The 15,413-nt window shown below is 62.1% G+C and carries 23 protein-coding genes; 20 read left to right on the forward strand and 3 right to left on the reverse strand.

Features of this window, described 5'->3' with window-relative positions:
• From rpmC to map, 14 genes are all read left to right on the forward strand, one after another.
• The coding region (rpmC, locus tag AC1DIM_RS19025; protein ID WP_477712055.1) for a 50S ribosomal protein L29 at nt 1-225 on the forward strand (225 nt) is incomplete at its 5' end.
• Complete coding sequence (rpsQ, locus tag AC1DIM_RS19030) at nt 222-530, forward strand: 30S ribosomal protein S17 (protein ID WP_275212245.1); 309 nt, start codon at nt 222-224, stop codon at nt 528-530. The genes rpmC and rpsQ, both read left to right, overlap by 4 nt.
• A 516-nt stretch (nt 531-1,046) precedes the next feature.
• On the forward strand, nt 1,047-1,415 hold the full coding sequence (gene rplN / locus AC1DIM_RS19035; protein WP_024366126.1) for a 50S ribosomal protein L14: 369 nt from the start codon (nt 1,047-1,049) through the stop codon (nt 1,413-1,415).
• A 3-nt stretch (nt 1,416-1,418) separates the two neighbouring features.
• Nucleotides 1,419-1,778 carry a 50S ribosomal protein L24 gene (gene rplX, locus AC1DIM_RS19040; RefSeq protein ID WP_024366125.1) on the forward strand — a complete coding sequence of 120 codons (360 nt, stop codon included), beginning with the start codon at nt 1,419-1,421 and terminating at the stop codon, nt 1,776-1,778.
• A complete protein-coding gene (gene rplE, locus AC1DIM_RS19045; protein ID WP_190987319.1) occupies nt 1,778-2,359 on the forward strand; it encodes a 50S ribosomal protein L5 in 582 nt (193 codons plus the stop codon). The genes rplX and rplE overlap by 1 nt, the downstream gene beginning before the upstream one ends.
• Nucleotides 2,360-2,451: 92 nt before the next feature.
• Nucleotides 2,452-2,850: a 30S ribosomal protein S8 gene (gene rpsH, locus AC1DIM_RS19050; RefSeq protein ID WP_018773673.1), complete on the forward strand. Its 399-nt coding sequence runs from the start codon at nt 2,452-2,454 to the stop codon at nt 2,848-2,850.
• Nucleotides 2,851-2,868: 18 nt separating this feature from the next.
• A complete protein-coding gene (gene rplF / locus AC1DIM_RS19055) occupies nt 2,869-3,405 on the forward strand; it encodes a 50S ribosomal protein L6 (RefSeq protein ID WP_275212247.1) in 537 nt (178 codons plus the stop codon).
• A gap of 2 nt (nt 3,406-3,407) precedes the next feature.
• Entirely contained in the window at nt 3,408-3,791 is a 384-nt protein-coding gene (rplR, locus tag AC1DIM_RS19060; protein ID WP_477712056.1) for a 50S ribosomal protein L18, read from the forward strand.
• Nucleotides 3,788-4,519 (forward strand): 30S ribosomal protein S5, encoded by a 732-nt coding sequence (gene rpsE / locus AC1DIM_RS19065; RefSeq protein ID WP_477712057.1) that lies wholly within the window; start codon nt 3,788-3,790, stop codon nt 4,517-4,519. Before rplR ends, rpsE begins: the two co-directional genes overlap by 4 nt.
• Nucleotides 4,520-4,522: 3 nt before the next feature.
• Nucleotides 4,523-4,729, forward strand: coding sequence for a 50S ribosomal protein L30 (gene rpmD, locus AC1DIM_RS19070; RefSeq protein ID WP_190987316.1), 207 nt, complete (start codon nt 4,523-4,525; stop codon nt 4,727-4,729).
• Entirely contained in the window at nt 4,730-5,224 is a 495-nt protein-coding gene (gene rplO, locus AC1DIM_RS19075) for a 50S ribosomal protein L15 (RefSeq protein ID WP_477712058.1), read from the forward strand. It abuts the gene before it with no gap.
• Between the two features lie 217 nt (nt 5,225-5,441).
• Complete coding sequence (secY, locus tag AC1DIM_RS19080; RefSeq protein WP_477712059.1) at nt 5,442-6,752, forward strand: preprotein translocase subunit SecY; 1,311 nt, start codon at nt 5,442-5,444, stop codon at nt 6,750-6,752.
• 5 nt (nt 6,753-6,757) lie between these two features.
• Nucleotides 6,758-7,327, forward strand: coding sequence for an adenylate kinase (locus AC1DIM_RS19085; protein WP_477712066.1), 570 nt, complete (start codon nt 6,758-6,760; stop codon nt 7,325-7,327).
• Between the two features lie 70 nt (nt 7,328-7,397).
• Entirely contained in the window at nt 7,398-8,225 is an 828-nt protein-coding gene (map, locus tag AC1DIM_RS19090) for a type I methionyl aminopeptidase (protein ID WP_477712060.1), read from the forward strand.
• Between the two features lie 147 nt (nt 8,226-8,372).
• Here the strand turns inward: map and AC1DIM_RS19095 are convergent, their stop codons facing one another.
• From AC1DIM_RS19095 to AC1DIM_RS19105, 3 genes are all read right to left on the reverse strand, one after another.
• Nucleotides 8,373-9,719 carry an ABC transporter substrate-binding protein gene (locus tag AC1DIM_RS19095; RefSeq protein WP_477712061.1) on the reverse strand — a complete coding sequence of 449 codons (1,347 nt, stop codon included), beginning with the start codon at nt 9,717-9,719 and terminating at the stop codon, nt 8,373-8,375.
• Between the two features lie 111 nt (nt 9,720-9,830).
• A complete protein-coding gene (locus AC1DIM_RS19100; RefSeq protein ID WP_477712062.1) occupies nt 9,831-10,754 on the reverse strand; it encodes a carbohydrate ABC transporter permease in 924 nt (307 codons plus the stop codon).
• Nucleotides 10,751-11,731, reverse strand: coding sequence for a carbohydrate ABC transporter permease (locus AC1DIM_RS19105; protein WP_477712063.1), 981 nt, complete (start codon nt 11,729-11,731; stop codon nt 10,751-10,753). The genes AC1DIM_RS19100 and AC1DIM_RS19105 overlap by 4 nt, the downstream gene beginning before the upstream one ends.
• A gap of 208 nt (nt 11,732-11,939) precedes the next feature.
• Between AC1DIM_RS19105 and AC1DIM_RS19110 the strand changes: the two genes are divergently transcribed.
• From AC1DIM_RS19110 to AC1DIM_RS19135, 6 genes are all read left to right on the forward strand, one after another.
• Nucleotides 11,940-12,881: a P1 family peptidase gene (locus tag AC1DIM_RS19110; protein WP_477712064.1), complete on the forward strand. Its 942-nt coding sequence runs from the start codon at nt 11,940-11,942 to the stop codon at nt 12,879-12,881.
• A 173-nt stretch (nt 12,882-13,054) separates the two neighbouring features.
• Nucleotides 13,055-13,276: a translation initiation factor IF-1 gene (gene infA / locus AC1DIM_RS19115; RefSeq protein WP_009358723.1), complete on the forward strand. Its 222-nt coding sequence runs from the start codon at nt 13,055-13,057 to the stop codon at nt 13,274-13,276.
• 69 nt (nt 13,277-13,345) lie between these two features.
• Complete coding sequence (gene rpmJ, locus AC1DIM_RS19120) at nt 13,346-13,459, forward strand: 50S ribosomal protein L36 (protein WP_009358722.1); 114 nt, start codon at nt 13,346-13,348, stop codon at nt 13,457-13,459.
• Between the two features lie 177 nt (nt 13,460-13,636).
• Entirely contained in the window at nt 13,637-14,011 is a 375-nt protein-coding gene (gene rpsM / locus AC1DIM_RS19125; protein ID WP_028275004.1) for a 30S ribosomal protein S13, read from the forward strand.
• Nucleotides 14,012-14,063: 52 nt separating this feature from the next.
• The gene (gene rpsK / locus AC1DIM_RS19130; RefSeq protein ID WP_018769149.1) at nt 14,064-14,465 is read left to right on the forward strand and encodes a 30S ribosomal protein S11; all 402 of its coding nucleotides are present in this window, start codon (nt 14,064-14,066) and stop codon (nt 14,463-14,465) included.
• A gap of 130 nt (nt 14,466-14,595) precedes the next feature.
• A partial coding sequence (locus tag AC1DIM_RS19135; RefSeq protein ID WP_477712065.1) for a DNA-directed RNA polymerase subunit alpha occupies nt 14,596-15,413 on the forward strand: 818 nt, incomplete at its 3' end.

A 15,413-nucleotide genomic window follows, 5' to 3' on the forward strand; every position in this document is an offset into this window, starting at 1 on the left:
CGTTTCCAGTCCGCCACCGGTCAGCTGGAGAACCACGGTCGCCTGCGCGCGGTAAAGAAGGACATCGCACGCATCTACACCGTTCTCCGTGAGCGCGAGCTGGGCATTCGTGCCGAGGTTGCCGCACCGGTTGTGGAAGCCAAGGAAGAGAAGAAGTCCAAGAAGGCTGCAACCAAGAAGGCCGAGAAGGCTGAAACGGTTGAAACCGAGGAGGATGCCAAGTGAGTGAAAAGGACGAGAACGTGACGGAAACTGTTTCCGCGGCAGCTACGGCTGCCGAACGCGGTGACCGTAAGACGAAGCGTGGCTACGTAGTCTCGGACAAGATGGAAAAGACCATCGTTGTCCAGGTAGAAGACCGCGTAAAGCACGCCTTGTACGGCAAAGTCATCCGCCGCAACACCAAGATCAAGGCTCACGACGAAGAGAACAGCGCCGGCATCGGCGACCTCGTGCTCCTCGCCGAGACCCGCCCGCTGTCCGCTACTAAGCGGTGGCGCCTGGTCGAGATCCTCGAAAAGGCCAAGTAACACCCCGCAGCCTGCCTGCAGGTCCTGCACCGGAAACCCCCGTTCCCTTTTGGGAGCGGGGGTTTCCTGCGTTCCTGCCGGCGTCACCCGCGGCCTCCATTTGCTGAGCGTACGACGACGCTGGGCCGGGATTCCGGGGGAGTGGCACTCAGGGTGGGCCGAAAGCGTGCCGTGCGTGACGCCGTCGTGCGTTCCCCCGTGAAGCAGGCGGGAGTGGGCAGGGACTGCCGGGGTGTGATATGGGAGCTGGCCCAAACTGTGCTAAGATTTTGAGTTTGTATGGCGCCGTTCGTGCGCCGACATCAACCTCGTAAACAATCGTGCCACGGCATAGTGCCCCCTAGCGCTTCGGACCTGTCCGGAACCGCCTGGGAAGCAAATGTTTTTGGCACGGGAGTTTAGGCCTGGTCTGGCAAAATCCAGGCAGGTCAAGAGACACCCCGATCAACCGTTCCGCAAGGCTCATTCCGTAGCAAGATCACGGCCTGAGAACCGGCGCGACGCAAGGAGTAAATAGTGATTCAGCAGGAGTCGCGACTCAAGGTCGCCGACAACACGGGTGCTAAGGAAATCCTTACCATTCGCGTTCTCGGTGGATCTGGCCGTCGCTACGCAGGCATTGGCGACGTCATCGTCGCTACCGTCAAGGACGCAATTCCGGGCGGCAACGTAAAGAAGGGCGATGTTGTTAAGGCAGTCATCGTCCGTACCAAGAAGGAACGCCGCCGTGCGGATGGTTCCTATATCAAGTTTGACGAGAACGCAGCTGTGATCCTGAAGGCTGACGGTGACCCCCGCGGTACCCGCATCTTCGGACCGGTTGGTCGTGAACTCCGTGACAAGAAGTTCATGAAGATCGTTTCTCTGGCTCCGGAGGTGCTCTAGTCCATGGCTAAGATCAAAAAGGGTGACCTCGTTCAGGTCATCACTGGCGCCAAGGCTGAGCGCGGCGGCGACAAGGGTAAGCAGGGCAAGGTTCTGCGCGTATTCCCGGAGACCAACCGCGTGTTGGTTGAAGGCATTAACCGCGTAACCAAGCACACCAAGGTCGGTCAGTCGCAGCGCGGCACCAAGACCGGTGGCATCGAGGTCGTAGAAGCTTCGATCCACATCTCCAACGTGGCTCTGGTTGACCCGTCCACCAAGAAGCCCACCCGCGTCGGTTTCCGCACCGAGACCGTTGAGCGCGATGGCGTGAAGCGCGAAGTGCGTGTACGCGTGGCTAAGAGCTCCGGGAAGGACATCTAATGACTGAGACTCTCGAGACTCCGGCAGCGAAGATCGTTCCTCGTCTGAAGACCAAGTACGCCGATTCCATCAAGAGCACGCTCGTTGAGGAATTCAAGTACACCAACGTCAACCAGGTTCCCCGCCTGGTGAAGGTCGTTGTGAACATGGGTGTTGGCGATGCCGCTAAGGACTCCAAGCTGATCGACGGCGCTGTCCGCGATCTGACCCTGATCACCGGCCAGAAGCCGCAGGTAACCAAGGCCCGCAAGTCGATCGCACAGTTCAAGCTGCGCGAAGGCATGCCCATCGGCGCACACGCAACTCTGCGTGGAGACCGCATGTGGGAATTCCTGGATCGTCTGGTCACGCTGGCTCTGCCCCGTATCCGCGACTTCCGCGGCCTCAGCGGCAAGCAGTTCGATGGCAACGGCAACTACACCTTCGGTCTGACCGAGCAGGTTATGTTCCACGAAATCGACCAGGATTCCATCGACCGCACCCGCGGCATGGACATCACGGTTGTTACCACTGCCAAGACCGATGACGAAGGCCGCGCGCTGCTGAAGGCGCTTGGTTTCCCGTTCAAGGCCGAAGACTAATCTAACTACGTAACAGGTCCTTCGGTGCAGCCCTGCAGTTCCTGCAGAGGCCGGACCGAGGAAACCGTTATGAGGAAGGGCAAGAGCCCACCATGACAATGACAGATCCTGTCGCAGACATGCTTACGCGTCTGCGCAATGCAAACTCGGCATACCACGATTCCGTGACCATGCCGTACAGCAAGCTCAAGGCACGCGTTGCCGACATCCTGAAGGCCGAAGGTTACATCGCCTCCTGGAAAGAAGAAGACGCTGAGGTTGGCAAGAAGCTGACCCTCGAGCTCAAGTTCGGACCGAACCGCGAGCGTTCAATCGCTGGTGTTCGTCGTATTTCCAAGCCGGGCCTGCGTGTTTACGCAAAGTCCACCAACCTCCCGCACGTGCTCGGTGGCCTGGGTGTCGCAATCCTGTCCACCTCTTCCGGCCTCTTGACTGATAAGCAAGCCGGCAAGAAGGGCGTGGGCGGCGAAGTCCTCGCCTACGTCTGGTAACGGGAAAGGAAGAGAATAATGTCACGTATTGGACGTCTCCCCATCACCGTTCCCGCCGGCGTTGAGGTCAAGGTTGACGGCTCTGTCGTCAGCGTCAAGGGTGCCAAAGGCGAGCTGAACCACACTGTGGCCAGCCCGATCGAGGTTTCCCTGGAAGCAGAGACCCTGACTGTCGCCCGCCCGAACGACGAGCGCGCCTCCCGTTCACTCCACGGCCTGACCCGCACCCTGATCTCCAACATGATCGAGGGCGTTACCAAGGGCTACGAGAAGAAGCTTGAAATCGTTGGTACTGGTTACCGCGTTCAGGCCAAGGGATCTGACCTTGAGTTCGCTCTCGGCTACAGCCACCCGGTAAATGTCATCGCACCGGACGGCATCACCTTTGCAGTTGAGACCCCGACCAAGCTCTCTGTTTCAGGTATCAACAAGCAGCAGGTCGGCGAGGTTGCTGCCAACATTCGCAAGCTGCGGAAGCCGGACCCCTATAAGGGCAAGGGCATTCGCTACGCAGGCGAAGTCATCCGCCGCAAGGTCGGAAAGGCTGGTAAGTAACCATGGCCATCTCAATTAACAAGAAGCGTTCGAACAAGAGCAAGTCGGCTGCGCGCAGCCGCCGCCAGCTTCGTATCCGCAAGCGCATCTCCGGTACGGCTGTACGTCCTCGTCTGGTCGTCAACCGTTCCGCACGCCACGTATTCGTCCAGGTTGTCGATGACACCAAGGGCCTGACCGTAGCGAGCGCCTCCACCTTGGAAGCCGACCTTCGTGCATTCGAAGGCGACAAGACTGCCAAGGCCAAGCGCGTTGGCGAGCTCGTTGCCGAGCGTGCGAAGGCTGCCGGTATCGAAGCTGTTGTCTTCGACCGCGGTGGTAACAAGTACCACGGCCGCATCGCTGCTGTCGCTGACGGCGCACGTGAAGGTGGGCTGTCACTGTGACGGAAGCAAACAACGAAAAGGACACTGTGTCTGCAGATCAGAAGGCGACTGAAGCCGTAGCTGCTCCGGCCACTGAGACCACTGCTCCCGCAGCCGCTGCCGACGACCGCCGTGGTGGCGCTCGTCGTGGCGAGCGTGGAGACCGTGGCCAGGGCCGCGGCGACCGTGGTGGCCGTGGCGGCCGCGACGGCGGCCGTGAAGCTGAGAAGAGCCAGTTCATAGAACGCGTTGTCACCATCAACCGCGTTTCCAAGGTGGTCAAGGGTGGTCGTCGCTTCAGCTTCACCGCTCTGGTCGTCGTTGGTGACGGTAACGGCATGGTCGGCGTTGGCTACGGCAAGGCTAAGGAAGTTCCTGCCGCTATCGCGAAGGGCGTTGAAGAAGCCAAGAAGTCCTTCTTCCGCGTTCCCCGCATCGGCAGCACCATCCCGCACCGCGTTCAGGGTGAAGCCGCTGCAGGCGTCGTCATGCTGCGTCCGGCTTCCGCCGGTACCGGTGTTATCGCCGGCGGTCCGGTCCGTGCAGTACTGGAGTGCGTCGGTATCCACGACATCCTCTCCAAGTCGCTCGGTTCCGCAAACGCCATCAACATCGTTCACGCGACCGTTGATGCCCTGAAGCGCCTCGAAGAGCCGGCAGCAGTGGCAGCACGCCGCGGCCTGCCCCTCGACGAGGTTGCTCCGCCGGCAATGGTGAAGGCAATCCTGAACCAGAAGGCGGGTGTCTAAGTCATGGCTAAGAACCTGATTCCCTCCGACTCCCAGTTGGAGATCACTCAGATCAAGTCCGTCATTGGCGGCAAGCAGAACCAGCGCGACACCCTTCGGTCCCTCGGCCTGAAGCGGATCGGACACACCGTTGTCCGCACCGCCGACGCCGTGACCGTCGGAATGCTCAACACGGTTCCGCACCTGGTAAAGGTAGAGGAGGCGAAGTAAATGGCAGAGAAAAACACTGCTGAGAAGGCACAGGGCGCGACTGCTGAGAAGCAGAACGCTCTGAAGGTCCACCACCTGCGTCCCGCCCCGGGTGCCAAGACCGCCAAGACCCGCGTTGGTMGTGGTGAAGGTTCCAAGGGTAAGACCGCTGGTCGTGGTACCAAGGGTACAAAGGCCCGTTACCAGATCAAGGCTGGCTTTGCCGGCGGCCAGTTGCCGCTGCACATGCGCCTGCCGAAGCTGCGCGGCTTCAAGAACCCGTTCCGCGTCGAGTTCCAGGTTGTAAACCTGGACAAGCTCAACGAGCTGTTCCCCGAAGGTGGCGCTGTCACCGTGGAGAACCTGGTCGAAAAGGGTGCCGTTCGCAAGAACCAGCCCGTCAAGGTGCTGGGCACCGGCGACATCACCGTCAAGGTTGACGTCACCGCCCACGCATTCTCGGCCAGCGCCGCGGAAAAGATCGCCGCAGCAGGCGGAAGCACCACCGCTCTCTAGAGATGGTGGACAGAAGCTTGTTGTAAACTCCCGGCGTGCAGGACCCCAGGGCCCTGCACGCCGGGAGTTTTTTCGCATCCGCCCGCCGAGTAATTCCTGCCGCCCGTCGCGCGGCTGCGCCTGCGGATTATTCGCAGGGCCGATCCACCCGTTAGACTCGGTTGTTGGGATTATTGAGACCCATCACACCACGCTTATTAACAACACAGGAGGACGCTTGCTTAGCGCATTTGGCCGGGCCTTTCGCACGCCTGATCTGCGACGCAAGTTGTTGTTCACGCTGGCAATCATCACAATCTTCCGCTTGGGTGCCTTCATTCCCTCGCCTGGTGTGAACTACCAGAATGTCCAGCAATGCTTGCATAACGGTCAGACCGCAGGCGGGCTCTACCAGCTCGTCAACCTGTTCAGCGGCGGTGCATTGCTTCAGGTGTCCATCTTCGCGCTGGGCATCATGCCGTACATTACGGCCAGCATCATCGTGCAGCTGCTCCGGGTGGTCATTCCCCGGTTCCAGGAACTGTACGAGGAGGGCGCCTCCGGGCAGTCCAAACTCACGCAGTACACGCGCTACCTCACCATCGCCCTGGGCCTCCTGAACGCCACGACACTGGTGTCGCTGGCACGTTCAGGCCAGTTGCTCCCGGGCTGTGCACTGCCGATCATCCCTGACAGCAGCATCATCACCACCATCTTGCTGATAATCACCCTCACCGCCGGCACCGGGCTCATCATGTGGATGGGCGAGCTTGTCACGGAAAAGGGTGTGGGCAACGGTATGTCGCTGCTCATCTTCACCTCCATCGCGGCGCAGTTCCCCACCTCGCTCGGTGCCATCTGGACCTCGCAGGGACCGGGCACCTTCTTCCTGGTCCTGGCCATTGGACTGGTGACAGTTGCTTTGGTGGTGTTCGTGGAGCAGTCCCAGCGCCGTGTCCCCGTGCAGTATGCCAAGCGCATGATCGGCCGCCGCACTGTGGGTGGTACCAGCACCTACATCCCCATCAAGGTGAACATGGCAGGCGTGATCCCCGTGATCTTCGCTTCGTCCATGCTCTACCTGCCGGGGCTCATTTCACAGTTCAACCAGCCCAAGGCCGGCGAGCAGCTTCAGCCGTGGGTTGAGTGGATCAACAACAACCTCACACGAGGGGACCACCCSATCTAYATGGCGCTGTAYTTCGCCATGATCGTGTTCTTCACCTACTTCTACGTCGCGATCACCTTCAACCCTGAAGAGGTCTCGGACAATATGAAGAAGTACGGCGGTTTCATCCCGGGTATCCGTGCCGGTAAACCGACCGCGGACTACCTGCAGTACGTGCTCTCACGGATCACGCTGCCCGGCGCCATTTACCTGGGCTTCGTGGCGCTGATTCCGCTGATTGCACTGGTACTGATCAACGCGAACCAGAACTTCCCGTTCGGTGGCACCTCGATCCTGATCATGGTGGGCGTTGGCCTTGAGACCGTCAAGCAAATAGATGCGCAACTACAGCAACGTCACTACGAAGGGCTATTGCGATGACTAAAATGTTGATTATTGGGCCGCCCGGCTCCGGTAAAGGAACCCAAGCCGAACGTATCTCCGAGCGCCTCGGCGTCGTGGCGATCTCTACCGGCGATATTTTCCGCGCCAACGTGAAGGGCGAAACGCCCCTTGGCATCGAGGCCAAGAAGTACATGGATGCCGGCGACTTCGTTCCGGACAGCGTGACCAACAAAATGGTCCGCGACCGCCTCAGCGAGTCCGACGTCGAAAACGGCTTCCTCCTGGACGGCTACCCGCGCACCACCGCGCAGGTGGACTACCTCGATGGAATCCTCGCCACCAGCGAAGAGAAGCTCGACGTGGTCCTGCAGCTTACTGCCGACGATGAGGAACTCGTGGCCCGCCTCCTGGGCCGTGCCAAGGAAACCGGCCGGAGCGACGACAACGAAGCCGTTATCCGTCACCGTCTGGACCTTTACCACGAGCAGACCGAAGCAGTTGTGGCAAAGTATGCCGACCGCGGCATCCTGACCAAGGTTGACGGCATCGGCGGCATCGACGAGGTCACCGACCGCGTCATGGAGGCCATCAAGGCGGCCCAGACCGCCTGAGCCAGGCACTAAGTTATTCGAGGCTCCTCCCGGCATCCGGGAGGAGCCTCAGCCATTGAGAGGACACACCATGGCCTTCGGCCAGCCCCGTATCGAATACAAAACCAACGCCCAGATGCGCACCATGCATGAAGCCGGCCTGGTGCTGAGCCGTGCCCTGGATGCCGCCGTCGCCGCGGCCGTGCCCGGCGTCACCACCAAGCACCTGGACGACGTCTTCGCCGCAGTGCTGAACCAGGCCGGCGCCAAGTCCAACTTCCTCGGCTACCACGGCTTCCCGGCCACCGTCTGCACGTCCGTGAATGAGGAAGTGGTCCACGGCATCCCCGGCGGCAAGGTCCTCAACGACGGCGACATCATCTCGATCGACGGCGGCGCGATTGTTGACGGCTGGCATTCGGACTCCGCCCGGACAGTGATCGTGGGCACCGCCGATCCGGAGGACCAGCGGCTCTCCGACGTCACACAGGCGGCCATGTGGCACGGCATCGCGGCGCTGGCCAAGAGAGGACACGTCGGCGACGTCGGAGCGGCCATCGATGACTACGTGTCCTCAGTACCGGGCAAGCCACTGGGCATCCTGGAGGACTACGTGGGCCACGGCATCGGCTCCGAGATGCACATGGCACCGGACGTCCTGAACTACCGGACCAGCCACCGCGGCCCCAAGGTCAAGGCCGGGCTGTGCCTTGCCATTGAGCCCATGCTGGTCCGCGGCAGCATCGATACCGCAGTCCTGGCGGATGACTGGACCGTGGTGACCACCGACGGCAAGCGCGCCTGCCAGTGGGAACACTCCGTGGCCGTCCATGACCGGGGGATCTGGGTGTTGTCCGCTCCCGACGGCGGCGCGGAGCACCTGGTGCCCCTCGGCGTCACGCCCGTGCCGATCCCTTAAGCCAACGCTTAACCCAACTGGGTCGCAGTTAATGTTGTTATGAGCGCTCAAAACGACATTAACTGCGACCCAGTTGGGTTTAAGGCCGCGAAGGTGAGGTGCCCCGCCGCGGCCGGTGCCGGCCGGCGGGCCGGCTGGTGTGGAGCGTCAGGCCTTGAGCTTGGGCTTGACGTCCTTGGTGTAGATTCCCTCGAGCGTTGCCTTGAGCTCAGTCATGGTGGCCTTCACGTCGCCCTCCTGGGTGAGGATCTTGGCGGCAGCCTTGGCCATCTCCTGGTCGGCGCCGGGCAGGAACGCGCGGGCGTTGTCCTGGACCTTGGTGACGGCCAGCTGGTCCATGGCGATCTTGATCTGCGGGGTCTGGGCCAGTACCGCGGTCATGTCGGCGGAGGTCCGGGTCGGCATGTAGCCGGTGGCGGCCGAGAACGCCGCTGTGTTTTCCGGCTCGGTCATGAACTGCAGGAACATCGCTGCCGCGAGCTGTTCCTCCTTGGTGACACCGCTGGGGATGCCCAGGCCGGCGCCGCCCGTGGGACATACACCGGTCTTCTCCTTGGAGCCGCCGGGCAGGAAGCCGACGCCCACGTTGAACTTGGCGGACTTCAGGATGCCGATCAGGGATCCCGTGGAAGACAGGGTGGCCGAGGCCAGGCCTGCGGCGAAGTCATCGGCGGATTCCTTGGAGGAGACGCCCGCCCAGCTGTCCTTGTACACGGAATCCTGGGCAGCCTGCAGTGCGGCCACAGACTCGGCCGAATCGCAGGTGATGTCCCAGCCCTTGGACCAGCTGCCGCCTTCGCCCCACAGGTTGTTCTGCAGGGTCCAGCCCGCGTATCCGGCCAGGGCCGGGTGCATAAAGGCGTACTGGGCGCCGGACGCTGCCTTCAGCTTGGGGGCCCAGCCGGCGAATTCCTGCCAGGTGGCGGGGGCGCGGTCCGGCAGGCCTGCTGCGGCGAAGTGGTCCTTGTTGTAGTAGAACAGCGGCGTGGACCGGCCGTAGGGGAGTGCCCACTGCTTGCCGGCGTACTTGTAGTCGTCCACCAGGGAGGTGCGGAAGTCAGCCAGCTTGATGTCCAGCTGCTTGACCAGCGAGTCGATGGGGATGATGCTCTCGTTCAGGTAGTAGCGGAACCACCAGACGTCGGAGAGGACCACCAGCGAGGGAAGGCCGGACTTGGCGGCCTGGGCGGTCTGGAACTTCTGCGCGATTTCCTCGTAGTTCGCGCCGGCCGTCACCAGGTTAACCTTGATGTCCGGGTACTTGGCGTGGAACTTCTCGATGATGCTCTTTTCCACATCCTGCGACTTGCCGGGGTGGTTGGACCAGAAGTCGATGGAGGCAGCCGGCTTGACGCCGCTGAAATCGATGTCGGCAGCGGCCGTCGCCGTGGCGCCGGGCGTGGTCGACGGGCCGCCGCAGGCGGCCAGTGCTGTGGCTCCTGCCCCGGCTCCGGCCAGGGTGAGGAAAAACCGTCGGTCAAGGGTGAACGTCATGGTACTGCCTTTCGTTGGGTGCCTCGGTGATGCTGGATGCGGTGAATGGTTGGTAGGGGTGCCCGACGGCGGTGCGTACGGGAGGTGCCAGACGGCGGGGCGCACCGGCCGCTAGCCGGTGACGCTGCCCTGGGTCAGTCCGGCCACGATGTAGCGCTGGAGCATGGCGAAGATGATGAGGATGGGGATGATCACCAGGACTGCGCCGGCCATCATGATTCCCCAGCCGGCACCGTTGCCCTCGGAGTTCTGCAGGAGCGTCAGGCCTACCRGCAGGGTCATGCTTTCGGGTTTGTCCGTGATGATCAGCGGCCAGATGTACTCGTTCCATTCGCTGACGACGGTGACCAGGGCAACCGTGGCGATCGAGGGAACGGACACCGGCACCACAATCTGCCAGAGCCGCCGCCAGTGCCCGGCGCCGTCGATCTCGGCCGATTCGAGGATGGAACCGGGCAGCGTGAGGAAGTGCTGGCGCAGCAGGAACGTGCCGAAGGCCGTGCCCAGGCCGGGCAGGATGATGCCCCACAAAGTGTTCTTGCCGCCCATCCCGGCGATCAGGATGTAGTTGGGCAGGATGGATACCTGGGCCGGAACCATCAGGGCCACCAGGATCAGGATGAAGATGAGGTTCTTGAACGGAAAACGCACGAACACCAGCGCGTAGGCGGTCAGCAGGGCAAGGATCACCTTGATGCCGGACCCCACTACGGTGACGATGGTGCTGTTCAGGAAGAACTGCCCGAACGGCACTGTAGTCATGGCCACCCGGTAGTTTTCCGGGTCCAGTGCTGCCGGGAGCACCTGCAGGTCCAGGGTGACGATTTCGCCCGGCTGCTTGAACGAGCTGAGCACCATCCACAGCAGCGGCAGGAAGACCACCAGGACGGCGACGGCCAGTGGCAGATAGCCGCCGACCACTGTCTGCAGCAGATTGGCACGGGAGAACGGCCGCGCGCGGGGCGGGACGGCGTCGGGCGTTGAACTGCCGGGCGTTGAACCGGCGGGGACGGCGACGGGGGCGGGAGCGCTCACGAGTAGTGCACCTTCTTTTCAATGAAACGCAGCTGCAGCACCGTGATGACCAGCAGGATGACAAACAGGACCACCGAGATCGCGGCAGAGTAGCCGGCCCGGTTGTACGCGCCGAAGGCCTGCAGATACGCCTCATAGATGAGGGTGCTGGTGCCGGCGCCGAGGGGCGTCATGATCCGGATGAGGTCGAACGCCTGCAGCGAGCTGAGCATGGTGGTGATCAGCAGGAAGAACGTGGTGGGGGAGAGGAGCGGCAGTGACATGCTGACGAAGCGGCGGAAACTGCTTGCACCGTCGAGCGAGGCCGCCTCCATCACGTCCTGCGGCAGCGACTGCAGCCCGGCGAGGAACACCACCGCGCAGTAGCCAAGGTTCTTCCAGACGTACACGATGATGACCATCACCAGGGAGAGCTGCGGATCGTTGATCCATTGCGGGCTCTGGTGGCCGAACCCCCGGAGGATCCAGGCCAGCACACCGTAGCCGGGGTCGAAGATGAACAGCCACACCAGGCCCACGCCGACGCCGGACAGCACGTACGGCGCGAAGACTGCCGACCGGGCAAAGGTGGTGCCGCGGACCTTCGAGTTCAGCGCCAGGGCAATGAGCAGGCCCAGCACCATGGAGCCGCCCACGGTGGCCACCGTGAACACCGCCGTGGTGCCGAGGACCCTGCCGGCATCGGCGCTGGTGAAGAACGTGACGTAGTTGTCGAGTCCGACGACGGCGGCTGAGGCGGATCCGAGCGTCCAATTCAGCGTGGAGTAGTAGATGTTGTTGATCAGCGGGAGGTACGTGAAGACTGCGATGAGCAGCAGGTTCGGCAGGGCCAGTGCGAGGAAAACGAAGAAGTCGCGGCGGGACCGGTTCGACCAGCGCTTCCGCTGCCGGGGGACAGTGCCGCCTTGGTGCTGTGCCCTGCCGGTGGCCTCAGGTGCCGCGGAACTGCCGGGCTTGGCCGTGAGCTGTGGAGTCATGGATCTCAATCGGGAGGCCTGCGTGGCAGGGCTGGGGAAGGATTTGAGATCACTCCATCACATCGCCGGAACCGTATCCGGCCGGATTGGCGCTGGCCGGGGATTGTTGGCCAAGGCTTCCCCCGGCGTTTACTGGCCGTTGAGCGCGGGACCGCATACCGTTCGCTTTGGAGCCGGCCCACCGGTGACGCAGGGCACAATGGAGCCTATGGGAGCCATTACCGACGTACCGGGGATCCGCGTGGGGCACGCACAGAAGAACGACGACGGCTGGCTGACCGGGGTGACAGTGGTGCTGCCGCCGCCGGGGACAGTGGGATCGGTGGACGTCCGCGGCGGTGGTCCGGGCACCCATGAGACCGACGCCCTGGATCCCACCACCCTGGTGTCCACCGTGGATGCCGTGGTCCTCACCGGCGGCAGCGCCTACGGGCTCGTGTCCGCCCACGGAGCCCAACGCTGGTGCGAGGACAACGGCAGGGGATTCCCCGTGCCCGGGGGAGTAGTGCCGATCGTCCCCGCCGCAGCCATCTTCGACCTGGGCCGGGGCGGTGACTTCTCAGCACGCCCGACGGCGGACATGGGCTACTCGGCAACGGCCGCCGCAGCTGCCGAGAGGGACGGGCATGACGTCGGACGCGGCAACGTGGGTGCCGGCACCGGGGCAGTCATCGGCCGGGGGCAGTTCAAAGGCGGCGTGGGGACAGCCTCGGTTCGCTTGGAAAACGGCGTTGTGGTCGGAGCCTTGGCGGTAGTGAACGCGCTGGGACTGCCGTTTGTGGTTACCGAAATGGGTGGTGGGACGGGCGCTGCGCTGGAACCACAAGGGCTGAACACGACACTGGTTGTTGTCGCAACCAATGCCGTTCTTGACGTAGCCGAGTGCAAACGAACTGCTTCAGCGGCGCATGCGGGACTGGCGCGGGCGCTGAACCCGTCTCACACGTTGGCCGATGGGGATACTGTCTTTTGCCTTGCCACTGGTGAGGTGCCCTTGGACCGGAGTACTGAAACTGCTCGGCAGGTAAGTCTCGTCACGCTGCAGAGTGCGGCAGCCGACGTCGTACGTTTGGCCATCCTCGACGGCGTGCGGAGCGCGGAGGCGGTGAGCACTCCCGCCGGCGAATATGGTGCGTACAGCGGGATGTAGGTTACTATGCTCGATTTAACATTTGCCCGGATAAAGGGTAGTGTTGCTTGTTGGTTGTCTGCCCTGCTGTGCCCTGTTTGGGGCCTGAGGTGATAACCGATCCAACAAAAACGTTCGTGGTCATGTCCGGTGCAATCCCGGCAGGGCTGCGGCAACAACAGTTAGCGGAGGGTATGGCCAAGAAGGACGGGGTCATTGAGATCGAAGGCGTTGTGACTGAGGCGCTGCCCAACGCGATGTTTCGCGTTGAGCTGACCAACAAGCACATCGTACTCGCGCATATCTCAGGCAAGATGCGCCAGCACTACATCCGGATTCTCCCTGAGGACCGCGTAGTGGTGGAACTGAGCCCGTATGACCTCACTCGGGGTCGTATCGTCTACCGCTACAAGTAAATTCTGGGCGGCTTCAGCATGAGCTGAAGCCTGCTCCAGTTGATCAACTGCCACACGCAAAGGAATGCCATGAAGGTCAAGCCGAGCGTCAAGCAGATCTGCGAAAAGTGCAAAGTGATCCGCCGTAATGGCCGGGTCATGGTGATCTGCGAGAACCCGCGCCACAAGCAGCGCCAGGGCTAATTTCCTTCTTTTGAAGGAAACCCTGGGTTGCTAACCCACGCAAGTAAATAAAGGCAGCACAAGCTGAATTGGGACGCAAGAGCCCGGACAGCTAACCCCCGGTCGGAGGCTGGGGCCGCACAGAACGTGCGGGTGTACTGCCTACGACCTCCGGTTTATTCAAGGAGTACTGCCAATATGGCTCGTCTCGCTGGCGTAGACATTCCCCGCGAAAAGCGGTTGGAAATTGCGCTTACTTACATCTACGGCGTGGGCAAGACCCGTGCACACGAAACCCTGGCTGCCACTGGCATCAGCGCTGACGTCCGCGTAAAGGACCTCACCGATGCACAGCTGGTGGAACTGCGTGATTACATCGAAGGCAACTACAAGGTTGAGGGTGACCTTCGCCGCGAAGTAGCAGCTGATATCCGCCGCAAGGTCGAAATCGGCAGCTACGAAGGTATTCGCCACCGTAAGGGCCTGCCCGTCCGCGGGCAGCGTACGAAGACCAACGCTCGTACCCGCAAGGGCCCGAAGCGCACCGTCGCAGGCAAGAAGAAGGCCCGTTAAATCCTTCGGGATTTACAAGGCTTTCCCCGATAACTTTCTGTAGGAGAAAAAAATGCCCCCAAAGACTCGTGGCGCGGTTCGCAAGCCGCGTAAGAAGGACAAAAAGAATATCGCGCTGGGCCAGGCGCACATCAAGAGCACTTTTAACAACACCATCGTTTCCATCACGGATCCGAACGGCGCTGTTATCTCTTGGGCTTCCTCAGGTGAGGTTGGCTTCAAGGGCTCGCGTAAGTCCACCCCGTTCGCAGCCCAGATGGCTGCCGAAGCTGCTGCCAAGCGTGCTCAGGAGCACGGCATGCGCAAGGTTGACGTTTTCGTCAAGGGACCGGGTTCCGGACGCGAGACCGCAATCCGCTCGCTGCAGGCCGCTGGCCTCGAGGTTGGCTCCATCCAGGACGTCACCCCCGCAGCGCACAACGGCTGCCGCCCGCCGAAGCGCCGCCGCGTCTAAGCCTTTCCAGCAGTTTGAGCTTGCCCGGACCGTTGCGGTCCGGGCAAGCCCAGCCGCGTTAAGTCTTCAGACCGCATTTCCACCACCTGTGTTGCGTCATATAGCGGATGCTCGCCGAAAGGAAACCTAAGTGCTCATTGCACAGCGCCCCACCCTCTCCGAAGAGGTAGTCTCCGAAAACCGCTCGCGTTTCATCATTGAACCGCTGGAACCGGGCTTCGGCTACACCCTCGGAAACTCACTCCGCCGTACCCTGCTCTCCTCCATCCCCGGTGCCGCTGTAACCAGCATCCGGATCGATGGCGTGCTGCACGAGTTCACCACGGTTCCGGGTGTCAAGGAAGATGTCACTGAGATCATCCTGAACATCAAGAGCCTGTCGGTCTCCTCCGAGCACGACGAGCCGGTTGTTGCTTACCTGCGCAAGCAGGGCCCCGGAGTCGTCACCGCCGCGGACATCGCTCCGCCGGCCGGCGTCGAATTCCACAACCCGGATCTGCACATTGCCACGCTGAACTCGAAGGGCAAGTTCGAACTCGAACTGACCATCGAGCGCGGCCGCGGCTACGTTTCGGCAGCTCAGAACAAGTCCGGCGACGCCGAGATCGGCCGTATCCCGGTCGACTCGATCTACTCGCCGGTCCTGAAGGTTACTTTCCGCGTGGAAGCAACCCGTGTTGAGCAGCGCACCGACTTCGACAAGCTCATTGTCGACGTCGAGACCAAGCAGGCCATCGCCCCGCGCGATGCTGTTGCTTCCGCAGGTACCACCCTGGTGGAACTCTTCGGTCTCGCACGCGAGCTGAACACCGCAGCTGAAGGTATCKAGATTGGCCCGTCGCCGACGGACGCTGCCCTGGCAGCAGACATGGCACTGCCGATCGAGGATCTGGACCTCACCGTCCGTTCCTACAACTGCCTCAAGCGTGAGGGCATCCACACCGTGGG

The organism is Pseudarthrobacter sp. 01T43 (assembly GCF_056398665.1).

Excerpts from the sequence above, each read along its gene's own strand:
- rpmD (WP_190987316.1), top strand. The coding sequence starts at position 4,523 with ATGGCTAAGAACCTGATTCCCTCCGACTCCCAGTTGGAGATCACTCAG.
- rpsK (WP_018769149.1), top strand. The coding sequence starts at position 14,064 with ATGCCCCCAAAGACTCGTGGCGCGGTTCGCAAGCCGCGTAAGAAGGAC.
- rplE (WP_190987319.1), top strand. The coding sequence starts at position 1,778 with ATGACTGAGACTCTCGAGACTCCGGCAGCGAAGATCGTTCCTCGTCTG.
- map (WP_477712060.1), top strand. The coding sequence starts at position 7,398 with ATGGCCTTCGGCCAGCCCCGTATCGAATACAAAACCAACGCCCAGATG.
- rpsH (WP_018773673.1), top strand. The coding sequence starts at position 2,452 with ATGACAATGACAGATCCTGTCGCAGACATGCTTACGCGTCTGCGCAAT.
- infA (WP_009358723.1), top strand. The coding sequence starts at position 13,055 with ATGGCCAAGAAGGACGGGGTCATTGAGATCGAAGGCGTTGTGACTGAG.
- AC1DIM_RS19095 (WP_477712061.1), bottom strand. The coding sequence starts at position 9,719 with ATGACGTTCACCCTTGACCGACGGTTTTTCCTCACCCTGGCCGGAGCC.
- rplX (WP_024366125.1), top strand. The coding sequence starts at position 1,419 with ATGGCTAAGATCAAAAAGGGTGACCTCGTTCAGGTCATCACTGGCGCC.
- rpsM (WP_028275004.1), top strand. The coding sequence starts at position 13,637 with ATGGCTCGTCTCGCTGGCGTAGACATTCCCCGCGAAAAGCGGTTGGAA.
- AC1DIM_RS19105 (WP_477712063.1), bottom strand. The coding sequence starts at position 11,731 with ATGACTCCACAGCTCACGGCCAAGCCCGGCAGTTCCGCGGCACCTGAG.
- AC1DIM_RS19085 (WP_477712066.1), top strand. The coding sequence starts at position 6,758 with ATGTTGATTATTGGGCCGCCCGGCTCCGGTAAAGGAACCCAAGCCGAA.
- rpmJ (WP_009358722.1), top strand. The coding sequence starts at position 13,346 with ATGAAGGTCAAGCCGAGCGTCAAGCAGATCTGCGAAAAGTGCAAAGTG.
- rplF (WP_275212247.1), top strand. The coding sequence starts at position 2,869 with ATGTCACGTATTGGACGTCTCCCCATCACCGTTCCCGCCGGCGTTGAG.
- AC1DIM_RS19110 (WP_477712064.1), top strand. The coding sequence starts at position 11,940 with ATGGGAGCCATTACCGACGTACCGGGGATCCGCGTGGGGCACGCACAG.
- rplR (WP_477712056.1), top strand. The coding sequence starts at position 3,408 with ATGGCCATCTCAATTAACAAGAAGCGTTCGAACAAGAGCAAGTCGGCT.